The organism is Kribbella sp. CA-293567 (assembly GCF_027627575.1).
Classification (GTDB): Bacteria; Actinomycetota; Actinomycetes; order Propionibacteriales; family Kribbellaceae; genus Kribbella.
This window is the reverse complement of sequence record NZ_CP114065.1, coordinates 2,178,781-2,198,208: the sequence shown is the minus strand read 5'-3', so window position 1 is coordinate 2,198,208 and position 19,428 is coordinate 2,178,781. Positions and strand designations below refer to the sequence as shown.

Below are 19,428 nucleotides of genomic sequence, written 5' to 3'. Positions count from 1 at the left end.
AGGGAACCGGTCTGGTCCGGGCGTTGGGCAGCAGGGTTCGGGAGCCTGCACAGAAGGAGCCCTATGACTCTTCAGTTCACCCCGTCGACTTTCCTCAGCCCCGTCTCGCGGGTCGATCTGCCGGCTTACGACCGGACGGCGCTGACCCCGGCCGTGGTGCACTTCGGCGTCGGCGGCTTCCACCGCGCTCACCAGTTGACCTACTTCGACCGGCTCGCCGGCCTGCAGGAGCGCGACTGGGGCGTGATCGGGGTCGGGATCAGCAGTCCGCGAATGGGCCAGGTGCTCAGCGGCCAGGACAATCTCTTCACGGTCGTCGAGCGCGGATCGACCGCCAGCACCGCCCGGGTCGTGGGCGTCATGGTCGAGTACCTGTTGCTGGCCGAGGAACGCGCCGCCGTCCTGGCCCGGCTGGCCGACCCACGGGTCCGGCTGGTCACCCTGACCATCACCGGAGACGGGTACGCCGCCGACGGAACTGCAGGCCGGCCGTCGGTCTTCGGCGTGATCGCGGCCGGTCTGGAACTGCGGCGGCAGCGCGGTATCGCTCCCTTCACCGTGCTGTCCTGCGACAACCTGCCCGACAACGGAGCAGCCACGCGCCGCGCGGTCATCGCCGCGGCCCGGGCGCGCAGTACCGGGCTGGCTGCCTGGATCGACCGGACGGTGGCCTTCCCCGACAGCATGGTGGACCGGATCACGCCGGTCACCAGCGCCGCGGACCGGCGATGGATCGCGCGGGAGTTCCAGGTCGACGACGGCTGGCCGGTGATCACCGAACCGTTCAGCCAGTGGGTGATCGAGGACCGCTTCAGCAACCAGCGGCCGCCGCTGGAACAGGTCGGCGTCCGGTACGTCGACGACGTGGCGCCGTACAAGCTGATCAAGACCAGGATGCTCAACGGCGCGCACTGCGCCCTCGGCTACCTCGGATCGCTGGCCGGCCATCGGCGGACCGACGAAGCGATGGCCGATCCCGTCATCTCCCAGTACGTCGCGCGCCTGCTCGGCGACGAGATCGCGCCGCTGCTGCCGCAGGACGTGCCAGGAATGGAGCTGCACGCGTACCGGCGTACGCTGCTCGACCGGTTCGGCAATCCGGCCGTCGGCGACGGCTTGCCGCGACTGTGCCGGCGCGGCTCGACCAAGATGCCGGCCTATCTGCTGCCCTCGCTGTGGGCCGCCCAAGCCGCGGACCGGCCGCGGAAGCTGCTTCTGCTGGCCGTCGCTGCCTGGCTGCGCTACCTGCGTGGCGTCGGCCTGCGTGGCGAGCCGATCGAGGTCGAGGACGCCCGGTTGACCGAGCTTCGCGCGCTGGCGGCGACCGGGACGACTGCCGTACTGACGCTGACCGACGTCTTCGCCGATCTGGCCGAGCATCCCGACGACGTCCGCACGATCGAGACGCTGATCAACGACCTCGACCACCGAGGTCTCACTTCGACGATGAGGACCCTTCTTTGTCACCACTGAGCGCCACCCCACTCCCGCCGGCCGTGCTGCGATCGGTGCAGGTTCTGCTGTGCGATGCCGACGGCAACCTGTTCCCCTCCGAGGAACCGGCCTTCGCCGCGTCCGCCCAGGTGACCGGCCGGTTCCTGACCGGGCTCGGCGTCACCGAGATCCCCACGGCCGAGGAGCTGCGGCTGGCCACCACCGGGATGACGTTCCGGCGGACCGCGCTCGCGCTCGCGGCTCAGCACGGCATCGACCAGGTCCCGGAGCTGGAGGCCTGGGTGGAGGAGGAGAAACGGGTCGTGACCGATCATCTCCGGCGCACCCTCACGCCGGACGCGACCGTGATCGAGCCCTTGACCGCCCTGGCGGGCCGGCTGCGGATGGCCGCGGTCAGCTCCAGCGCACTCGTCCGGCTGCACGCCTGTCTGGCCGCGACCGGTCTGACCGATCTCATCCCGGCCGAGCTGGTGTTCTCCGCCGAGGACTCGCTCCCGACGCCCACTAGCAAGCCGGACCCGGCGATCTACCTGCACGCGTGCGAGCAGCTGGGCATCGAGCCGGCGGCCGGCCTTGCGGTGGAGGACTCGCTTCCGGGCGCCCGCTCTGCCGTCGCGGCCGGCTGCCCGACCGTAGGTAACGTGGTGTTCGTTCCCGCCGCGGAGCGGGCGGAGCGAATCGCCGGACTGTACGACGTCGGCGTACTGACCGTGGTCTCCTCATGGGACGAGCTCGCCGGGCTGCTGCTGCCCGCCCTCGATCAGCAGGCCCCGACCGCGGAGGTGGTTCGATGAAGATCCTCTACAACGCCTTCAACGGCCGGTACTGCGACAACCCGCGCGCGCTCTACGAGGAGCTTGTCGTCCGGGCGCCGAACCACGAGCACCTGTGGCTCGCCGGACCGGCCCACCAGCGCGGGTTTCCGCTCGGCGTACCGACTGTGGAGCACGGCAGCGCCGCCTGCATCAAGGCACTGGAGGCCGCCGATGTCGTGGTGTCCAACGACCACATTCCGCTCGACTGGGTGAAGCGGCCCGAGGCCGTCTATCTGCAGACCTGGCACGGTACGCCGCTCAAGCGCATCCACCACGACGTCCGGTGGGCGCCGGAGGGCCGGCTCGCCTACCTCGACCAGGACGTCGCGCGCTGGGACCACCTGCTGTCACCGAACAGTGCGAGCACCGAGCGGTTGCGGAACGCCTTCGGGCTCTCCGGTGAGGTCCACGAGACCGGGTATCCGCGCAACGATCTGCTGAGTTCACCGCGGCAGGAGAAGGTCCGCGCCGAAGTACGGGAGCAGTTGGGCATCGCCGACGGGGTGACCGCGGTGCTCTACGCGCCGACCTGGCGGGACGACCAGGTGTTCTCGACAGACCAGCCGGACTTCACGTTGCAGCTGGATCTGGACGACTTCGGGCGGCGGCTCGGGGACGACCACGTGCTGCTGCTGAGGGTGCACAACCTGGTCGCCGAGCACCTCGCCGTACCGCCGGGTGTGCCGGTGGTGGACGTCTCGGACCAGCCCGACATCCGCGACCTGTACGCCGCCTCGGACGTGCTGGTGACCGACTACTCCTCCACCATGTTCGACTTCGCCATCACCGGGCGGCCGATCCTGCTGTTCACCTACGATCTGGAGAACTACCGCGACGAGTTGCGCGGGTTCTACTTCGACCTGACGGCCAACGCGCCCGGTCCGCTGCTGCGGACCAGCTCGGAGGTCGTCGACGCGCTGCTCGACCTCGACCGGGTCAGCGCGGCGCACCAGGACGCCTACTCGGCGTTCCGGCAGGTGTTCTGCCACTTGGAGGACGGTCACGCCACCGAGCGTGTGATCGCCCGTTTCTTTCCGGATCTCGACGCCCCACAAGGAGGCCAGGATGACCACCGCTGACCACGACCCGTCCAGCACCACGACCAAGCTGCAGGTAGTGATCCTCGCCGCCGGCCTCGGGAGCCGTCTCGGTCGCAGCCTGCCGAAGCCGCTCACCGTCCTGCGGGACGGCCGGACGATCCTGCGGCACCAGCTGGACGCACTGGAGACCGCGTTCGGCAACGACCACCGGGCCACGCTCGTGGTCGGCTACAGCGCCGGGCACCTGATGCTCGCCGCGCCCCAGGCCGGCTTCGTCCAGAACCCGCACTACGCCACCACGAACACCAGCAAGAGCCTCTGGCTGGCTCTGCGCGCCTCCGGCCCGGGCGGTGTGCTGTGGATGAACGGCGACGTCGTCTTCGACCCGGCGATCCTCGACCAGCTGGCGCCGGCGATCCGCGCCGACCAGAGTTTCGTCTGCGTCGACACCGCGTCGGTCGCCGACGAGGAGGTGAAGTACACGATCGATGCCCACGGCCACATCGACGAACTGTCCAAGACCGTCGTCGGCGGCCTGGGTGAGGCGATCGGCATCAACTACGTCTCCAGCTGGGACAAGCCGATCCTGATCGAGCACCTCGCCCGGTGCGCCGACAACGACTACTTCGAGCGCGGGATCGAGACCGCCATCGCCGAGCGAGGACTGAAGTTCCGCCCGTTCGACATCTCGGCGTACGCCGCCGTCGAGGTCGATTTCGAGGAGGACCTGGCCCGCGCGAACCTGCGCTGCGTGCCGGACACCACCCCCGCGGTCACCGAACTGTCTGCCTGAGCAGCGTGTGCGGGGCCGAGCGGCCCCGCACACCGCGCTACAGCGGATCGATCTCGGTCAGTTCGTTCTGGTCGAGATGCAGCCAGCGGGTGATGCCGACCTCGCGCAGGAACGGCAGGTCGTGGCTGGCGATCACCAGAGCGCCGTTGTAGGAGGCCAAGGCGTCCTGGAGCTGGGCGACGCTGGCCAGGTCGAGGTTGTTGGTCGGCTCGTCGAGCATCAGCAGTTGCGGTGGCGGTTCGGCCAGCAGCAGCGCGGCGAGGGTGGCGCGGAAGCGTTCGCCGCCGGAGAGCGTGCTGACCGGCTGGTCGGCCGCTCGGCCCCGGAACAGGAACCGGGCCAGGCGGGCCCGGCGGTCCTGGTTCTCCACGCCGGGGGCGAGAAGCGCCAGGTTTTCCACCACTGACAGTGAGTCCCGGAGCAGGTCGAGCCGCTGGGGCAGCAAGCGCCACGGCACCAGCGGCAGGTCGTCTCCGGTCAGAGCGTGCAACAAGGTGCTCTTGCCGGCGCCGTTCGGACCGGTCAGCGCGATCCGCTCCGGACCCCGGATCTCCAGATCGGCGTGCAGACCGGTCCGCAGTACGTAGTCCTCCAGGCGCAGGACGATCCGGCCCGCCGGGACCGCGGTCTTCGGCAGGTCGACGCGGATCTTGTCGTCGTCGTGGACCTTCTCCTCGGCGTCGGTCAGTGCCTCCTGCGCGGCGTCCAGACGATCGCTCTGCTGGCCGAGGTGTTTGCCCGCCGACACCTGCGCCGAACGTTTCAGCCCACCGGCGACGATCTTCGGGATACCGCCCTGCTCGAAGGCCCGCTGGCCCGCCGCGCGGCGGCGATCCATCTTCATCCGGGCCTCGACCAGGTCGCGTTTCTGCTTCTTCAGGTCGGACTCGGCCGACCTGACCATCCGCTCGGCCGCCTCCTGCTCGAGCGCGACAGCCGCCTCGTACGCCGTCAGGTTGCCGCCGTACCAGGTCACCTCCCCCTTGCGCAGGTCGCCGATCTGGTCGACCCGGTCGAGCAGTTCGCGATCGTGGCTGACGATCAGCAGCGCGCCGCGGAACGCGTCGACCGCGTCGTACAGGTGCTTGCGGGCCCGCAGGTCGAGGTTGTTGGTCGGCTCGTCGAGCAGCAGGACGTCGGGCCGCCGGAGCAGCTCGGCGGCCAGGCCGAGCAGGATCGTCTCGCCACCGGACAACTCACCGACCCGGCGGTCGAGGCCGATCGCGCCGAGCCCGAGCTTGCCGAGCGTCGCCTCGGCCCGCTCCTCCACGTCCCAGCCGTCACCGACGACCGCGAAGTTGGTCTCGGACGCGTCGCCCCGCTCGATGGCGGTGATCGCGGCGCGGACCTCCGCGATGCCGAGCGCCTGGTCGACCCGCAGCCCGGTGTCGAGGGTGAGGTCCTGCGGCAGGTAGCCCAGCTCGCCACTCACCCGGATCGCCCCACGCTGCGGTGTCAAACGCCCGGCGACCAACCGCAGCAACGTCGACTTGCCGGCGCCGTTGCGCCCGACCAGCCCGGACCGCACCGGCCCGGCCACGAAGGTCAGCCCGTCGAACAGCACGTCGCCGTCCGGCCAGGCGAAAAAGAGGTCAGTACACGTCAGGGAATAAGACATAAGTTGCACTCCGAGATCTCGAACGAGACCGCCCACCGACCGGTGGCGATCAACCGCTACAGAAGAGAGACCTCAGTTCGACAACCCGAACCCCAGACGTAGGCAATGTGACAGGAACGAGCGTAGACGCTCTCCGCGGTCGCTTCAACCGCATTTTCGAGCAGACGCGATTTCCCTTGTTTGCAAAGGATTCTGCGATCAGAAACTGTCGGTGGGCTCGTTCAGCCTGGTGGGTATGGAGGATCGGGCGGTGGCGATGATGAGCGGCAGCGAGCTGCTGTCCGCTTACGACGTCCTGCACGACGAGATCGCCCTGTGTGAGGCGCGCGGCCTGGCGATCCTCGGGCGCCTGGAGGAGATGGGGTACGCCGAGGAGATCGGCGCCCATGACACTGCCCGGTTGATCGCGACGCGGTACCGGCTGGACTCCACCGAGGCTCATCGGCGGGTGCGGCTTGCGACCGCGCTACCGAAGTACCGCGCGGTGGCGGCTGCGCTCTCGCCTGCTGGTGGTGACGACGGTGAAGTGGTGCTGCACGCGGCGCAGGCCGGGGCGATCGTGTCTGCTCTGCAACAGATCCCCGCCTCGGCGAACGTTCCTGTCGAGGAGTTGGTCGCGGCCGAAGAGCAGATGGTTCAGGCAGCTCGGCACCTTGCTCCTGGCGAGCTACGCAAGATGGGCGCCGCGGTCCGCGACATTCTGGACACCGACGGGGCGGAGCCGCGCGAGGACGCTGCCCGGGCGCAGGAGGAGGTATGGGCGAAGAAGTCGGACGGCGGTGTCCGATTCGGCGGCTTCTTGGCCGCCGAGAACGCCGAAGCCTTCGAGACTGTGCTGCAGGCCGGCGCCAAGCCCCACCGGACTGCGACCGGTGACCGCGATCCACGTTCGCGCGGTCAGCGGCAGGCCGACGCCCTGGTGGATGCGCTGAACATCGCGCTGAACTCCGGCGACCTTCCCACCCGCGGCGGCATCAAGCCCCACATCGCGGTGACCATCGATCTCGAGGACCTGCTGGACGCGGCCCAGCAGACAACCGGCGACCTCACCTATGGCGACGGCCTGTCGGCAGCAGCGATCCGGCGACTTGCCTGCGACGCCGGCATCATCCCCGTCGTGCTCGGGTCGGACAGTCAGATCCTGGACGTCGGCCGCGAATTCCGCCTCGTCACCACAGCCCTGCGCAATGCCCTGAACCACCGAGACCGAGGATGCGTGGTCTGCGGCGCCCCACCGATCTACTGCGACGCCCACCACTTGGTCAGCTGGGCCGACGGCGGCGCAACCAGCCTGGCCAACCTCGTCCTGCTCTGCCGCGTCCACCACACCGGCCTGCACAAAGGCCACTGGACTGTCACCATCACCGGCAACCACGTCGAAGTCACCACCCCGACCTGGGCCACCCGCCCTCCGCCGAACCCCCACCGAAGACTCACCCCGCCCAGCTCCCCCGCCGCTCGTACTCCGACGCCGGACGCTGACACCTGCCTTGGTCCAGCGCCTCCCGCCGCTGTGATCGACCTCAGGGGAGACAACTCCATAGTCTGGCCGAACAGCGCCTGAATTGAGGGTCGCCATGCTCGCTTGTAGTTGCCGTGGCGGTCCGCTCTTTGAGCCCGCCAGGCACCTGCCTCTCACCCCGGCACCCAGCAACCCGCCGCAGACCGGGGCACTGTCTGTCGCTCTTGTCTGTCGCTCTTGTCTGTCGCTCTTGTCTGTCGCTCTTGTCTGTCGCTCTTGTCTGTTGCTCTTGTCTGTTGCTCTTGTCTGTTGCTCAGCGGGCTTTGCGGAGCCAGGTTTCGACGCCGGCGATGTGGGCGGTCATCCAGGCGCGGGCGGCTTCGGTGTCGCCGATCTCGATGGCGTCGAGGATGGCGGTGTGTTCGGCCAGGGTGCGTTCGACCGCGCCGGCCTGGGTGACGCCTCGCCAGATCCGGGCCCGTTGGGTCGCGCCGGAGATGCCGTCCAGGAGCGAGCAGACGACGGCGTTGCCGCTGGCTTCGGCGATGCCGCGGTGGAAGCGGAGGTCGTTGGCGACCAGTTCGTCGACCTGGGCGTCGGGGGTGAGGTCGCTGGTGAGCAGGCGGAGGTCGGCCAGTTGTTCGCGGGTGATCCGGACCGCCGCGAGTGCCGCGACGCCGGGCTCCAGCAGGCGGCGTACCTCGAAGAACTGCAGGACCGAATCGTCCTGGTGCAGGTCGACCATGAAGCTGAGGGCGTCGAGCAGGTGCGCGGAGTCCAGCGAGGTCACGTAGGTGCCGTCGCCGTGCCGGACGTCGAGCACGTTGACCAGGGTGAGCGCTTTCACGGCTTCGCGCAGGGAGTTGCGCGACAACCCCAGCCGGGCGGCGAGGTCCGCCTCCTTGGGCAGCCGATCCCCCGGCCGCAGCTCACCCGAGGTGATCATCTCCTTGATCTTGACGATCGCCTCGTCCGTCAACGCCATTCGGTCAGTATGCCGTCCGCTCCGGTCCCCGGCGGCCCGATCCCGCGGCAGCGGAGAAATTCGTTGCCCGGCCAATCGGTGAGAACTGGACTGATACCCGGAGTGACGTTGACCACATTCCGTCCTGCCACCCACCCTCACGGACCGCGAAGGGCCGACTGCATACAGTGGCCAGCCAGGCGGCCACCCGGCCCCTCGACACCCCTGAATCACGCCTGGAAACCCACCTCTGCAACGTCTCCGGCGGTATCCCGGGCGTCAGTCCAGTTGCCCATCACGGCGATCGGCCGGCCGATCCCTGGAACACCTGCCGCGGCGATGTTCCAGCCCTCGATCGATCAACTGCGCCGGCACCAACCACTCGATCGACTGGTCCGGTGATCCCGGGCTGCGGATCTGTTGCGGCAGCTATTAGCCTTGGCTCGGGAAGTCCCCCACAACTTCCGCAGTGACAACCGTGGTATCTGAACCGATCGGAAGAGGCGAACTGCCAAGTGGCCACCGAGCCATCAGAATCTGACTCCCTTGCAGCCTTCGGTGCGAACGAATGGCTGGTCGACGAGATGTACGAGAGCTACCTCGAGGATCCCAAGTCGGTGGATCCGGCGTGGAGCACCTACTTCCAGAGCGACAGCTTCAAGGGGAACAGCCCGGGTGATGCGAAGCCGGTGACGTCCAGCCCGGCCGACGCTCCCCGACCCGACGCGGTGTCGGACAACAAGACGCCGGAGGCACCCAGCCGCGGTACTGCGCCCGCGGCCCCGTCCTCCAGCCAGCCGGCCGCCGCGGCTGCGGCAGCCGCCCCTGCTCCGGCAGCACCGGCTCCCGCCGCGGCAGCGACGCCGGCGCAGCCTGCGGCCGGTCAGCCGACCGCCGCGGCGAAGCAAGCGCAGCAGCCCCAGACAGCTTCATCCCCACAGAAGGCAGCGCCTGCCGCCGGCAGCGCCCCAACCGGAGGCACGGTGAACCAGCCGCCCAAGGCGCAGACCAAGGCCGCACCCGCGAGCAGCACGGACGCGGCGCGGAAGATTCTGCGCGGTGCCCCCGCGCGGACCGCGCAGAACATGGAGCTCAGCCTCCAGGTGCCGACCGCGACCAGCGTGCGGCAGGTTCCGGTCAAGCTGCTGATCGACAACCGGATCGTGATCAACAACCACCTGCGCCGCGCGCGCGGTGGCAAGATCTCCTTCACCCACCTGGTCGGCTGGGCCCTGGTGAAGGCGCTCAAGACGCTGCCCGAGATGAACGCGTCGTACGACGAGACCGAGGGCAAGCCGACCCTGGTCCAGCCCGAGCACATCAACCTGGGCCTGGCCATCGACATGTCCAAGCCCGACGGCACCCGGCAGTTGCTGGTCCCATCGATCAAGGCGACCGAGTCGATGACGTTCGCCGAGTTCTGGATGGCCTACGAGGACATCGTCCGGCGGGCCCGCGACAACAAGCTGACGCTGCCCGACTTCCAGGGCACCACGATCAGCCTGACCAACCCGGGCACGATCGGCACCCAGCACTCGGTACCGCGGCTGATGTCCGGCCAGGGCTGCATCATCGGCGTCGGCGCGATGGACTACCCGACGGAGTACCAGGGGGCGGCCGAGGAGACGATGGCCAAGCTCGCGGTCAGCAAGGTGATGACGCTGACCTCGACCTACGACCACCGGATCATCCAGGGCGCCCAGTCGGGTGAGTTCCTGCGCCGGCTGCACCGCCTGCTGCTCGGCGACGAGAGCTTCTACGACGACATCTTCCAGTCGCTGCGGATCCCCTACGAGCCGATCCGCTGGGCCGCCGACCTCCCGCACAGCCACGAGGAGGACATCAGCAAGCAGGCCCGGATCCTGGAGCTGATCCACGCCTACCGGGTGCGCGGCCACATCATGGCCGACACGGACCCGCTGGAGTACAAGCAGCGCAGCCACCCCGACCTGGACGTCGCCACCCACGGCCTGACCCTGTGGGACCTGGACCGCGAGTTCGCCACCGGCTCCTTCGGGGCGCAGAGCGACCGCCGGTTCCTCAAGCTGCGCGACATCCTCGGCATCCTGCGGGACTCCTACTGCCGGACCACCGGCATCGAGTACATGCACATCCAGGACCCCGAGCAGCGCAAGTGGATCCAGGAGCGGGTCGAGCGGCCGCACACCAAGCCGCCGCGCGAGGAGCAGCTCAGGATCCTGGCCAAGCTGAACGAGGCCGAGGCGTTCGAGACCTTCCTGCAGACCAAGTACGTCGGCCAGAAGCGGTTCTCGCTGGAGGGTGGCGAGACCACCATCCCGCTGCTCGACGAGCTGTGCGAGGAGGCCGCCGGCGCGGGCCTCGACGAGGTCACCATCGGTATGGCGCACCGTGGCCGGCTGAACGTGCTGGCCAACATCGTCGGCAAGTCGTACGGGCAGATCTTCCGCGAGTTCGACGGCAACATCGACCCGCGCACGGTCCAGGGCTCCGGTGACGTCAAGTACCACCTGGGCGCCGAGGGCGAGTTCGTCTCCGAGTTCGGCGACAAGATCAAGGTGTCGGTGGCGGCGAACCCGTCCCACCTGGAGACCGTCGACCCGGTGCTGGAAGGCATCGTCCGGGCCAAGCAGGACATTCTCGACCAGGGCGCAGCCTTCCCGGTGCTGCCGGTCCTGGTGCACGGCGACGCGGCCTTCGCCGGCCAGGGCGTCGTGGCGGAGACGCTGAACCTGTCCCAGCTGCGCGGCTATCGCACCGGCGGCACGATCCACGTGATCGTCAACAACCAGGTCGGCTTCACCACCTCGCCGGCCTCGTCGCGCTCGTCGATGTACTGCACCGACGTCGCGCGGATGGTGCAGGCGCCGATCTTCCACGTCAACGGCGACGACCCCGAGGCCTGCATCCGGGTCGCGGCACTGGCCTTCGAGTACCGCCAGGCGTTCAACAAGGACGTCGTCATCGACCTGGTCTGCTACCGCCGCCGCGGTCACAACGAGGGTGACGACCCGAGCTTCACCCAGCCGCTGATGTACGACCTGATCGAGCAGAAGCGGTCCGTCCGCAAGCTCTACACCGAGGCCCTGATCGGTCGTGGCGACATCACGATCGAAGAGGCCGAGCAGGCGATGCGGGACTTCCAGCAGCGGCTCGAGCGGGTCTTCGTCGAGGTGCGGGAGGCGAAGAGCCAGCCGGACACGCCGGCGCCGTACGTCACCGTCCCGGTCTACCCCGACAAGCCGGAGGGCCCGGACGCGACCGCGACCACCCCCGAGGTGCTGAAGAAGATCGCCGACGCGTACACCACGCTGCCGGAGGGCTTCACCGCGCACCCGAAGGTGATGCCGCAGCTGCAGCGCCGGGCCGCCGCGATCACGCAGGGTCCGGTCGACTGGGCCAGCGCGGAGATCACCGCCTTCGGTTCGCTGCTGCTGGCCGGGCGTCCGGTCCGGCTCGCGGGCCAGGACAGCCGGCGGGGCACCTTCGTCCAGCGGTTCGCCGCGGTGATCGACCGGGTCAACGGCCAGGACTACGTCCCGCTGCAGAACCTGGACGAGCAGCAGGCCAACTTCTACGTCTACGACTCGCTGCTCAGCGAGTACGCCGCCCTCGGCTTCGAGTACGGGTACTCCGTCGCGCGGCCGGACGCGCTGGTGCTGTGGGAGGCCCAGTTCGGCGACTTCGTCAACGGCGCCCAGTCGATCATCGACGAGTACATCTCGGCCGGTGAGGCGAAGTGGGGCCAGAAGTCGGGCGTCGTCCTGCTGCTGCCGCACGGCTACGAGGGTCAGGGACCGGACCACTCGTCCGCCCGGATCGAGCGCTTCATGGCGCTGTGCGCCGAGAACGCGATGACGGTGGCCCAGCCGTCGACGCCGGCGTCGTACTTCCACCTGCTGCGGCGGCACACGCTGCAGGAGGAGCACAACCCGCTGATCGTCTTCACGCCGAAGCAACTGCTCCGGCTGAAGGCAGCGGTGTCGCAGCCGGAGGAGCTGACCAGCGGCACGTTCCGGACCGTGCTGGGCGACCCGGAGGCCGAGCAGAACGCGGCCGCCGTGGAGCGGGTGATCCTGTCCTCGGGCCGGATCGTCTACGACCTGCTGGCCGAGCGCAAGAAGGCCGAGCCGGACAAGATCAGCACCGCCGTACTGCGGCTCGAGCAGCTCTACCCGCTGCCGGCCGAGGAGATCAAGGCGGAGCTGGCGAAGTACCCGAACCTGCGGGAGATCCGCTGGGTGCAGGACGAGCCGGCCAACCAGGGCCCGTGGCCGTTCATGGCGCTGAACCTGACCGAGCACCTGGACGGCAAGCCGTTCTACCGGGTGTCGCGGCCGGCCATGTCCGCCACGTCGGTCGGTTCGCACAGCGTGCACGTCGCCGAGAACGCGACGCTGATGAAGCAGGCCTTCAGCTGACGTGTACTTCACCGACAGAGGGATCGAGGAGCTCGAGGGCCGGCGGGGCGAGGAAGAAGTCCCGTTGGCCTGGGTCGCGGAGCGGCTGCGCGAGTTCGTCGACCTGAACCCCGAGTTCGAGACGCCGATCGAGCGCTTCGCCACCTGGCTGGCGCGGCTGGACGACGACGACGAGTAGCCCCGCCGTGCTCTAGCTTGGACAGATGCCCTTCGCCGCTCACCCCGTACGCCGGATTGCCGCGGCGGAGGGCATCACCGTTTCCAGCTCCTGGCCGCACACCGTCCCAGCGGTGCGGCAACTGCTGACCGACGGCCTCGACCTCGGCCCCGGTGTGACCTTCCTGGTCGGCGAGAACGGCGCGGGCAAATCCACCCTGGTCGAGGCGATCGCGGTCGCGTTCGGGATGTCTCCCGAGGGTGGTTCCACCGGAGCCCGGCTGAGCACGCGGGCGACCGAGTCACCGCTGTACGAGGAGATCCAGCTGACCCGGGGCGCCGGCTCTCCCCGCGCGGGCTTCTTCCTGCGAGCCGAGACGATGCACGGCTTCTACAGCTATCTCGAGGACAACCCGCGGCCACCCGGCGCCCCGCAAGATCTGCCGTTCCACCGGATGAGCCACGGCGAGAGCTTCCTCAGCCTGATCGGCGACCGCTTCGACCGCCGCGGTTTCTACTGTCTCGACGAGCCCGAGTCCGCGTTGTCGTTCTCGTCCAGCCTGGCCGTCATCGGCGTCCTGAAGCGGCTGGCCGAGTCCGGCTCGCAGGTGCTCTGCGCCACTCACTCCCCCGTCATCGCCGCTCTTCCCGGCGCCACCATCCTCGAAGTCGGCGAATGGGGCATCCGGGAGTCGGCGTGGACCGACCTGCAACTCGTCCAGAACTGGCGCGCCTATCTGGACGCACCCGAGCGCTACCTCCGGCACATCACCTAGTCGGTGTGCGGCGGCCTGCGGCGCAGCGGCGGGTCGGGCGCCAGCGAGCCGTCGGGGGCGATGTGCTCGAAGATCTGGTCGACCAGGTTGAGCACGTGCGGGTCGTCGACGGTGTAGATGTGCCGGCGGCCTTCGCGGCGGGCCGTGATGATGCCCGCCAGCCGCAGTTTGCCGAGGTGCTGGCTGGCGGTGGCGATACTCACTCCCACCCGGTCGGCCAGCGTGCCGACGTCGTACTCACCTTGGGCGGCCAGGGAGACCAGGTGCAGCCGGACCGGCGCCGAGAGCATCGCGAACGTGCTGGCGGCGGAGTCGAGCTGAGCTTTTGTCGGTTCCGGGGGCGTTGTCGTCATTGCGCAGTCATTGTGACCGCTGGAGGGGCCGCACGGAACGCGGCAGGCCGTGGGTGAGGACGGTCTCATACTTGCGCAATTGCGAAAGTATCGAAACGGTGAGATTCTTGACCATGTGATCAGAGCCCTCCGCCCCGTCCTTCTGCTGCTTCTCGCGGCCGTTCCGGCCGTTGCGCTGAGGCTCAGCGGGGTGCATCCGGCGGCTCCGCTGGCCATCGTCGTCTTCGGGCTCGGGGTGGTGGCCGCCTCGTTCGTGCTGGCCTGGGCCGCCGAGGCTGCGGAGGTCGACATCTCGGGCGGGCTGGCGATCGCGCTGCTCGCGGTGATCGCCGTACTGCCGGAGTACGCGGTGGATCTGTACTTCGCTCACACCGCCGGCAGCCAGCCGGAGTACGTCGCGTACGCCGCCGCCAACATGACCGGCTCCAACCGGCTGCTGCTCGGCCTCGGCTGGTCCAGCGTCGTACTGATCAGCCTGTACGTCGCGAGCAAGCGCAGCGGGCGCACCATCAAGGCTCTGGTGCTCGAATCGGGGTACCGGCGCGAGCTGGGCTTCCTGACGATCGCCAGCATCGTCGCCTTCGTCATCCCGATCACCGGGCAGATCCACCTGCTGCTGGGTATCGCCCTGCTGGCCTTCTTCGGCTTCTACCTCTGGCGGGCGGCCTCCTCGGGGCACGACGACGAGCCCGAACTGATCGGCCCGGCCGCGCGGATCGGTGCCCTGGCCAAGGTGCAGCGGCGGATCACGGTCGTCTCGATGTTCCTGGTCGCGGCCGGCATCATCCTGCTCTCGGCCGAGCCGTTCGCGAACTCGCTCGTCGAAGGCGGCCACGCGCTCGGCATCGACCAGTTCCTGCTGGTGCAGTGGCTGGCGCCGCTGGCCTCCGAGGCGCCGGAGTTCATCATCGCGATCCTGTTCGCCCTGCGCGGCAAGGGAGCGGCCGCGCTCGGCCTGCTGATCTCCGCGAAGGTGAACCAGTGGACGCTGCTGATCGGCAGCCTCCCGATCGCCTACGGTCTCGGCGGCGGCCCGGCCGCACTCGCGCTGGACGGGCGTCAGGTCGAGGAGTTCCTGCTGACGGCGACCCAGACCGTGCTGGGCCTGGCGGTTCTGCTGAGCCTGCGCTTCCCGCGCTGGGCCGCGTGGACGTTGCTGGGCCTGTTCGCGGTGCAGTTCGCCGTACCGGGGCAGACCGGGCGCTATGTCCTGTCGGGCATCTACCTGGTGCTGGCGATCGCAGCACTCATCCACAACCGCCAGTACGTCGTCGCCACCCTGACGTCACCGTTCCGCCGCACCCCGAAGGTCGCAGCGGAACCGGACAAGGAACTCGTCGGGGTCTAGTGCGCTGTACTTCTGACACGGCGCACTAGCTGGCCTGCTGCTCCTCGACCATCGGGGTCGGGCTGCGGCGTTCCTGCGGGCCGGGGCGGCCACGGCGGCGGCCGGAGAGGAACTTCTCCCCCGCGGCGGTGCCGGTGAACTTGGTCCGGCGGGCCCACTCCCGGCACTCGTCGATGACCGGGCAGGCCGTCAGGCAGATCGCCTGCGCCTTGCGCTGCTCCCAACTGCTCGCGGTCTCGTCGTACGCCGGCGCCTGGCCGATGCACGCGGCCCGCATCATCCAGCGGTCGGCGGGGTCGGCGATCACCGTCAAGGTCGGCCTCATGGGCACTCCTGCTCAGTACTCATCGATCGGGCGGATCGAACCCGCGGGGGTTTCCCGCGGTACGACCAGCGTGCGCCAGCCTCGTTGCCCCGGTGCGACGGCAATGTTTCAGGGATGAAACGTCATGGCCGGACGCTGTCACATCGGCGCCGCCGACAGCGCTCCGCTGGATGCCGTGGCGAGCAACGTCCGCACGGTCTCCTCGGCGCAGGCCCTGTTGGCGCCGATGCCGCCTTGCGCGCCACGCTTGATCCATCCGGCGACGAAGTGACCCGGGCGGTTCAGTACCGCGCCGCGGTCATTGGGGACGATGCCGCGCTGCTCGTCGAACGGCAACCCGTCGATCGGCCGACCGGCGAACCCGATCGCGGTGAAGAGATTCCCCGCGGAGACCATCCCTGCGTCGGTGACGAATCCCGCCGCCGGGTCCCAGGCTTCAGGCGTGGTGCCGAACCGGAACACGATTCTGCGCCCGGGCAGCGGCGGTGAACTCAGCTCGGAACCTTCGGTATCGAACAGGATGTCGACGCCGTCCAAGGACTGGAGGTCGCGGAGGGCGGAGGCTGAGTACGCGGCGGCTTCGGGTCCTCGGCGCGCGACGAGCACCACCTCGGTGATGTTGCTGCTCGCCAGAGTGGTGCGGACGGCGGCGGGGAGGTCGAGGGTGGCCAGGCGGTCAGGGGTGCTGACGAGGAGGCGGGCGAGGTCGAGGGCCACGTTGCCGCTGCCGACGATGACCGCGCGGGGGCCGACGAGTTCGACCGGGAGCCGGGCGCCGGGGTGACCGTTGTACCAGGCAACTACTTCGGCGGCCGAGCAACTGCGGGCGGCGTCCTCGCCCGGGATGCCGAGGCGGCGGCTCTGGAAGGAGCCGACGGCGTGCACCACCGCGTCGTACCGGGTCTCGAGCTCTGCCGTGACCGCCTCCGTCCCAGGTCGCCAGTGCACCCGGGGATGCGCGAGCACCCGCTCGAACGTCGTCACGATCTGCTTGGTCAGCGGATGATCCGGCGCCACCCCGAACCGCGCGAGCCCACCGGCCACCGGCAGCCGGTCGTACACCGTCACCTCAGCCGTACTGCGCAACAGCAACTCCCGAGCCGCATAGATCCCCGCCGGACCCGCCCCGACCACCGCGACCCGGCGAGGACCGTCCGTCCAGGGTGCGAAACTCGGCGCATCCCAGGTGTCCAGGTCGAGGGCGTTCAGCGCAGGCTGCGTGGCGAAGTGCGATCGGTTCAGCTCCACCTCGACCGGCGTCGCCTGATCCGCCGGCTTGGCCGCGCCGACCGGGCAGATGTCCGCGCACGCGCCGCAGTCGATGCAGGTCCGGGGATCGATGAACAACCCGTCCGTAGTACCGAACCCGGCCTCCCCTGGTGACGGGTGGATGCTGTTCATCGGGCAGACCGCCACGCAACTCGCGTCCGAGCAGCAGTCCCCCGCGATGACGTAGGTCATCAGCGCAACCCGGTACGCCGGTAGACCCGCGTCGCCGCCGGAGTCAGCAGCCCCACCTCACCGAGGAAGTCCATCAGGTTGGCGCAACTCGACCGCAGCAGCGCCCGGTGATGCTCGTTGCGCCGAGCCTCCCGCACCGCTCGGTCGGCATCCAGACCGGCGTTCGCGTAGACCGCCCTGGTCACCATGCTGCTCATGATCACGTCGGCCACCACCGCGATCAGCAGACCACTCGTCCATCGCCGGGCCCGGCCCGCGCCGATCAGCCGCTGCCGGGTCTCCTCCCGGGCGAACACCATGTGCCGCGACTCCTCGACCACGTGGATGTGGTTCACGGTCCGGATCAGCGGTTCGACCCGCCGGTCGCGCATCCAGTCGCGCTGCATCACGTCGAGTACCTCCTCGGCCACCAGGATCGCGGCGTACGCGGACTCGCCGGTGGCCACCGTCTTGAATAACCGTCCGAGCTCACGGGCGATCGGCCGCGGCCGGTACTCCACGTCAACCAGTTTGCCGGTCAGCCGGGCGAACATGATCGAGTGCCGGCACTCGTCGGCGATCTCGGTCAGCGACCACTTGAAGTCCGCACCGGCCGGATTCAGGGCATAGACATCGCGAAGGATCAACTGCTGCAGGATCAGTTCGAACCAGATCCCGGTCGATGCGACCGAAGCGGCCTCGTGCCGGGTCAGCTCCCGCCGCTGGACTTCGGTCAGCTCTTCCCAGTAAGACGTGCCGTAAAGGGTGCTCCACTCCGGGCTCAGCCCGTAGCCGTCACCGAGCGGCGCGTCCCAGTCGATCTCGGTCTCCGGATCGCGGGACAACCTGGCCGAGGAGTCGAGCAGGCGCTGTGCGGTCTCGTCCGTGCCGGGCATGGAGCACCTCCCAGAGGGATACAACAGTCTCCATGTAACATAGATCGTGTATCAATCCGGGGCAACCCCTGTCCGGCTACCGGGCGGCCCGGACCATCCGGATCTCCGGTACGCCGAAGAACGGCTCGTCCACCCGGGTGCCGTCCTCGACGAAGCCCTGGCGACGGTAGAACGCCTTGGCCCGCTCATTGCCCTCCAGCACCCACAAGCTGGCGGATTCCTCACCGATCGCCGCGTGCATCAGCCGGCGACCGAGCCCGGTGCCCCACCACGTCTCACGGACGTAGATCGCGTAGAGCTCCAGCGGAGTCGGCGCGTCCTCGTCCCGGGTGGGCCCCGGTGAGGAGAAGCCGATTACCCGGTCCTCGACGGCCGCCGCCGGATCAGGGTTGATCGCAACCCATCGCAGTACGCCGGACTCGAGCCGCTGCGTCCACCGCTCGACCCGCTGCGCCACGTCGCTGGTCGTCTCCGCCAGCCGCACCGGGTCGACCTGATCGGCGTACGCCTCCTGCCAGCACTTGACGTGGCACCAGGCGCCGGCCTCCGCGTCCGCGAGCTCGGCCCGGCGAATCTCGATCTTCACTCAGACAGTGAAGACGATCTTGCCGAAAACGTCACCCGCATTCAGCTTCGTGAACCCCTCACGCGCGTCGGCGAGCGCGAACGTGCTGTCGATGTGCGGCTTGATCCCCGCGTTCGCCATGAACTGGACCAGCTGCGCCAGCTCCGCCCGGGTCCCCATCGTCGACCCCTGCACCCGCAGTTGCAGGAAGAAGATCCGGTTCAGCTCGGCCGACTTCGGTGCCTGACCGCTGGTCGCGCCGGAGATCACCACGGTGCCGCCCTGCTTGAGCGACTTCAGCGAGTGCGACCAGGTCGCCTGCCCGACGGTCTCCATCACCGCGTCGACCCGCTCGGGCAACCGGGCGCCGGACTCGAACGCCTCGTGCGCCCCGACCTCGACGGCCTTCGCCCGCTTGCCTTCGTCCCGGCTGGTCGCCCAGACGCGCAACCCGGCCGCCCGCGCGAGCGTGATGAGCGACGACGCGACCCCGCCGCCCGCGCCCTGGACGAGCACGGTGTCACCCGGCTTCAGCTCCGACTGCGTGAACAACATCCGGTACGCCGTCAGCCAGGCGGTCGGCAGGCACGCCGCCTCCTCGAAGCTCAGCCCAGCAGGCTTCGGTACGACGTTCTGCGCCGGTACCGCGATCTTGGCGGCCAGCGTTCCCTGATACCGCTCGCTCAGCAATGACCGCTTGGGGTCGAGCGTCTCGTCACCCTTCCAGCCCGGATCCGAGATGACCGCGTGCACCACCACCTCATTGCCGTCCGGGTCGAGCCCGGCCGCGTCGCAGCCGAGGATCATCGGCAGGTTCTGCTCCTTCAGCCCGACGCCCTTCAACGACCACAGGTCGTGGTGGTTCAGCGCGGTCGCCTTGACGTCGATCGTCACCCACCCGTCCGGCGCCACCGGCTCCGGCCGCTCCCCCACCTCCAACGCGGAGACAGGATCGTCCGGACTGAACCTGGCGGCGTACGCAGCAAGCATGTCGTTCACCTTAGAACCAGGTCGAACACTTG

Annotated in this window: 17 protein-coding genes; 9 read left to right on the top strand and 8 right to left on the bottom strand. The window is 69.0% G+C overall.

What is annotated here, in order from left to right; all coding sequences use genetic code 11:
* Positions 1 to 63 precede the first annotated feature (63 nt).
* The 4 genes from OX958_RS10640 to OX958_RS10625 are packed head-to-tail and all read left to right on the top strand — an operon-like array spanning position 64 to position 4,103.
* Complete coding sequence (locus OX958_RS10640; RefSeq protein ID WP_270137106.1) at positions 64 to 1,473, top strand: mannitol dehydrogenase family protein; 1,410 nt, start codon at positions 64 to 66, stop codon at positions 1,471 to 1,473.
* Positions 1,461 to 2,249: an HAD family hydrolase gene (locus OX958_RS10635; protein WP_270137105.1), complete on the top strand. Its 789-nt coding sequence runs from the start codon at positions 1,461 to 1,463 to the stop codon at positions 2,247 to 2,249. Before OX958_RS10640 ends, OX958_RS10635 begins: the two co-directional genes overlap by 13 nt.
* Positions 2,246 to 3,349, top strand: a complete 1,104-nt coding sequence (locus OX958_RS10630) for a CDP-glycerol glycerophosphotransferase family protein (protein WP_270137104.1) — start codon at positions 2,246 to 2,248, stop codon at positions 3,347 to 3,349. The genes OX958_RS10635 and OX958_RS10630 overlap by 4 nt, the downstream gene beginning before the upstream one ends.
* Entirely contained in the window at positions 3,336 to 4,103 is a 768-nt protein-coding gene (locus tag OX958_RS10625) for a phosphocholine cytidylyltransferase family protein (protein ID WP_270137103.1), read from the top strand. Before OX958_RS10630 ends, OX958_RS10625 begins: the two co-directional genes overlap by 14 nt.
* A gap of 37 nt (positions 4,104 to 4,140) precedes the next feature.
* Here the strand turns inward: OX958_RS10625 and OX958_RS10620 are convergent, their stop codons facing one another.
* Positions 4,141 to 5,721: an ABC-F family ATP-binding cassette domain-containing protein gene (locus OX958_RS10620; RefSeq protein ID WP_270137102.1), complete on the bottom strand. Its 1,581-nt coding sequence runs from the start codon at positions 5,719 to 5,721 to the stop codon at positions 4,141 to 4,143.
* 235 nt (positions 5,722 to 5,956) lie between these two features.
* Between OX958_RS10620 and OX958_RS10615 the strand changes: the two genes are divergently transcribed.
* Positions 5,957 to 7,285, top strand: coding sequence for an HNH endonuclease signature motif containing protein (locus tag OX958_RS10615; protein WP_270137101.1), 1,329 nt, complete (start codon positions 5,957 to 5,959; stop codon positions 7,283 to 7,285).
* Between the two features lie 211 nt (positions 7,286 to 7,496).
* On the opposite strand, the gene OX958_RS10610 is transcribed toward OX958_RS10615, so the two are convergent.
* Positions 7,497 to 8,168, bottom strand: a complete 672-nt coding sequence (locus OX958_RS10610; RefSeq protein WP_270137100.1) for a FadR/GntR family transcriptional regulator — start codon at positions 8,166 to 8,168, stop codon at positions 7,497 to 7,499.
* Between the two features lie 494 nt (positions 8,169 to 8,662).
* Here OX958_RS10610 and OX958_RS10605 point away from each other — a divergent pair, with 494 nt between their 5' ends.
* From OX958_RS10605 to OX958_RS10595, 3 genes are read left to right on the top strand one after another with little or no spacing between them, the layout of a single operon-like run.
* On the top strand, positions 8,663 to 12,547 hold the full coding sequence (locus OX958_RS10605) for a multifunctional oxoglutarate decarboxylase/oxoglutarate dehydrogenase thiamine pyrophosphate-binding subunit/dihydrolipoyllysine-residue succinyltransferase subunit (protein WP_270137099.1): 3,885 nt from the start codon (positions 8,663 to 8,665) through the stop codon (positions 12,545 to 12,547).
* A gap of 1 nt (position 12,548) precedes the next feature.
* Entirely contained in the window at positions 12,549 to 12,725 is a 177-nt protein-coding gene (locus OX958_RS10600) for a DUF6104 family protein (RefSeq protein ID WP_270137098.1), read from the top strand.
* Positions 12,726 to 12,750: 25 nt separating this feature from the next.
* Positions 12,751 to 13,479 (top strand): AAA family ATPase, encoded by a 729-nt coding sequence (locus OX958_RS10595; protein ID WP_270137097.1) that lies wholly within the window; start codon positions 12,751 to 12,753, stop codon positions 13,477 to 13,479.
* Here OX958_RS10595 and OX958_RS10590 read toward each other — a convergent pair.
* Positions 13,476 to 13,832, bottom strand: a complete 357-nt coding sequence (locus tag OX958_RS10590; protein ID WP_270137096.1) for an ArsR/SmtB family transcription factor — start codon at positions 13,830 to 13,832, stop codon at positions 13,476 to 13,478. The two genes, OX958_RS10595 and OX958_RS10590, sit on opposite strands and share 4 nt — an antisense overlap.
* Positions 13,833 to 13,947: 115 nt before the next feature.
* Between OX958_RS10590 and OX958_RS10585 the strand changes: the two genes are divergently transcribed.
* Positions 13,948 to 15,180 carry a sodium:proton exchanger gene (locus OX958_RS10585; protein ID WP_270137095.1) on the top strand — a complete coding sequence of 411 codons (1,233 nt, stop codon included), beginning with the start codon at positions 13,948 to 13,950 and terminating at the stop codon, positions 15,178 to 15,180.
* A 25-nt stretch (positions 15,181 to 15,205) separates the two neighbouring features.
* Here OX958_RS10585 and OX958_RS10580 read toward each other — a convergent pair whose 3' ends face one another.
* The 5 genes from OX958_RS10580 to OX958_RS10560 all read right to left on the bottom strand — a co-directional run bounded on the left by OX958_RS10580 (position 15,206) and on the right by OX958_RS10560 (position 19,396).
* On the bottom strand, positions 15,206 to 15,505 hold the full coding sequence (locus OX958_RS10580; protein ID WP_270137094.1) for a WhiB family transcriptional regulator: 300 nt from the start codon (positions 15,503 to 15,505) through the stop codon (positions 15,206 to 15,208).
* 138 nt (positions 15,506 to 15,643) lie between these two features.
* Positions 15,644 to 16,966 carry an FAD-dependent oxidoreductase gene (locus tag OX958_RS10575; protein WP_270137093.1) on the bottom strand — a complete coding sequence of 441 codons (1,323 nt, stop codon included), beginning with the start codon at positions 16,964 to 16,966 and terminating at the stop codon, positions 15,644 to 15,646.
* Complete coding sequence (locus OX958_RS10570; RefSeq protein WP_270137092.1) at positions 16,966 to 17,841, bottom strand: AurF N-oxygenase family protein; 876 nt, start codon at positions 17,839 to 17,841, stop codon at positions 16,966 to 16,968. The genes OX958_RS10575 and OX958_RS10570 overlap by 1 nt, the downstream gene beginning before the upstream one ends.
* A 76-nt stretch (positions 17,842 to 17,917) precedes the next feature.
* Positions 17,918 to 18,427, bottom strand: a complete 510-nt coding sequence (locus OX958_RS10565) for a GNAT family N-acetyltransferase (protein ID WP_270137091.1) — start codon at positions 18,425 to 18,427, stop codon at positions 17,918 to 17,920.
* On the bottom strand, positions 18,428 to 19,396 hold the full coding sequence (locus OX958_RS10560) for a zinc-binding dehydrogenase (RefSeq protein WP_270137090.1): 969 nt from the start codon (positions 19,394 to 19,396) through the stop codon (positions 18,428 to 18,430).
* Positions 19,397 to 19,428 lie beyond the last annotated feature (32 nt).

Bases quoted from the DNA above. Each gene is read 5' to 3' on its own strand.
- OX958_RS10640 (WP_270137106.1), top strand. From the start codon at position 64: ATGACTCTTCAGTTCACCCCGTCGACTTTCCTCAGCCCCGTCTCGCGG.
- OX958_RS10630 (WP_270137104.1), top strand. From the start codon at position 2,246: ATGAAGATCCTCTACAACGCCTTCAACGGCCGGTACTGCGACAACCCG.
- OX958_RS10625 (WP_270137103.1), top strand. From the start codon at position 3,336: ATGACCACCGCTGACCACGACCCGTCCAGCACCACGACCAAGCTGCAG.
- OX958_RS10620 (WP_270137102.1), bottom strand. From the start codon at position 5,721: ATGTCTTATTCCCTGACGTGTACTGACCTCTTTTTCGCCTGGCCGGAC.
- OX958_RS10615 (WP_270137101.1), top strand. From the start codon at position 5,957: ATGGAGGATCGGGCGGTGGCGATGATGAGCGGCAGCGAGCTGCTGTCC.
- OX958_RS10610 (WP_270137100.1), bottom strand. From the start codon at position 8,168: ATGGCGTTGACGGACGAGGCGATCGTCAAGATCAAGGAGATGATCACC.
- OX958_RS10595 (WP_270137097.1), top strand. From the start codon at position 12,751: ATGCCCTTCGCCGCTCACCCCGTACGCCGGATTGCCGCGGCGGAGGGC.
- OX958_RS10590 (WP_270137096.1), bottom strand. From the start codon at position 13,832: ATGACGACAACGCCCCCGGAACCGACAAAAGCTCAGCTCGACTCCGCC.
- OX958_RS10580 (WP_270137094.1), bottom strand. From the start codon at position 15,505: ATGAGGCCGACCTTGACGGTGATCGCCGACCCCGCCGACCGCTGGATG.
- OX958_RS10575 (WP_270137093.1), bottom strand. From the start codon at position 16,966: ATGACCTACGTCATCGCGGGGGACTGCTGCTCGGACGCGAGTTGCGTG.
- OX958_RS10570 (WP_270137092.1), bottom strand. From the start codon at position 17,841: ATGCCCGGCACGGACGAGACCGCACAGCGCCTGCTCGACTCCTCGGCC.
- OX958_RS10560 (WP_270137090.1), bottom strand. From the start codon at position 19,396: ATGCTTGCTGCGTACGCCGCCAGGTTCAGTCCGGACGATCCTGTCTCC.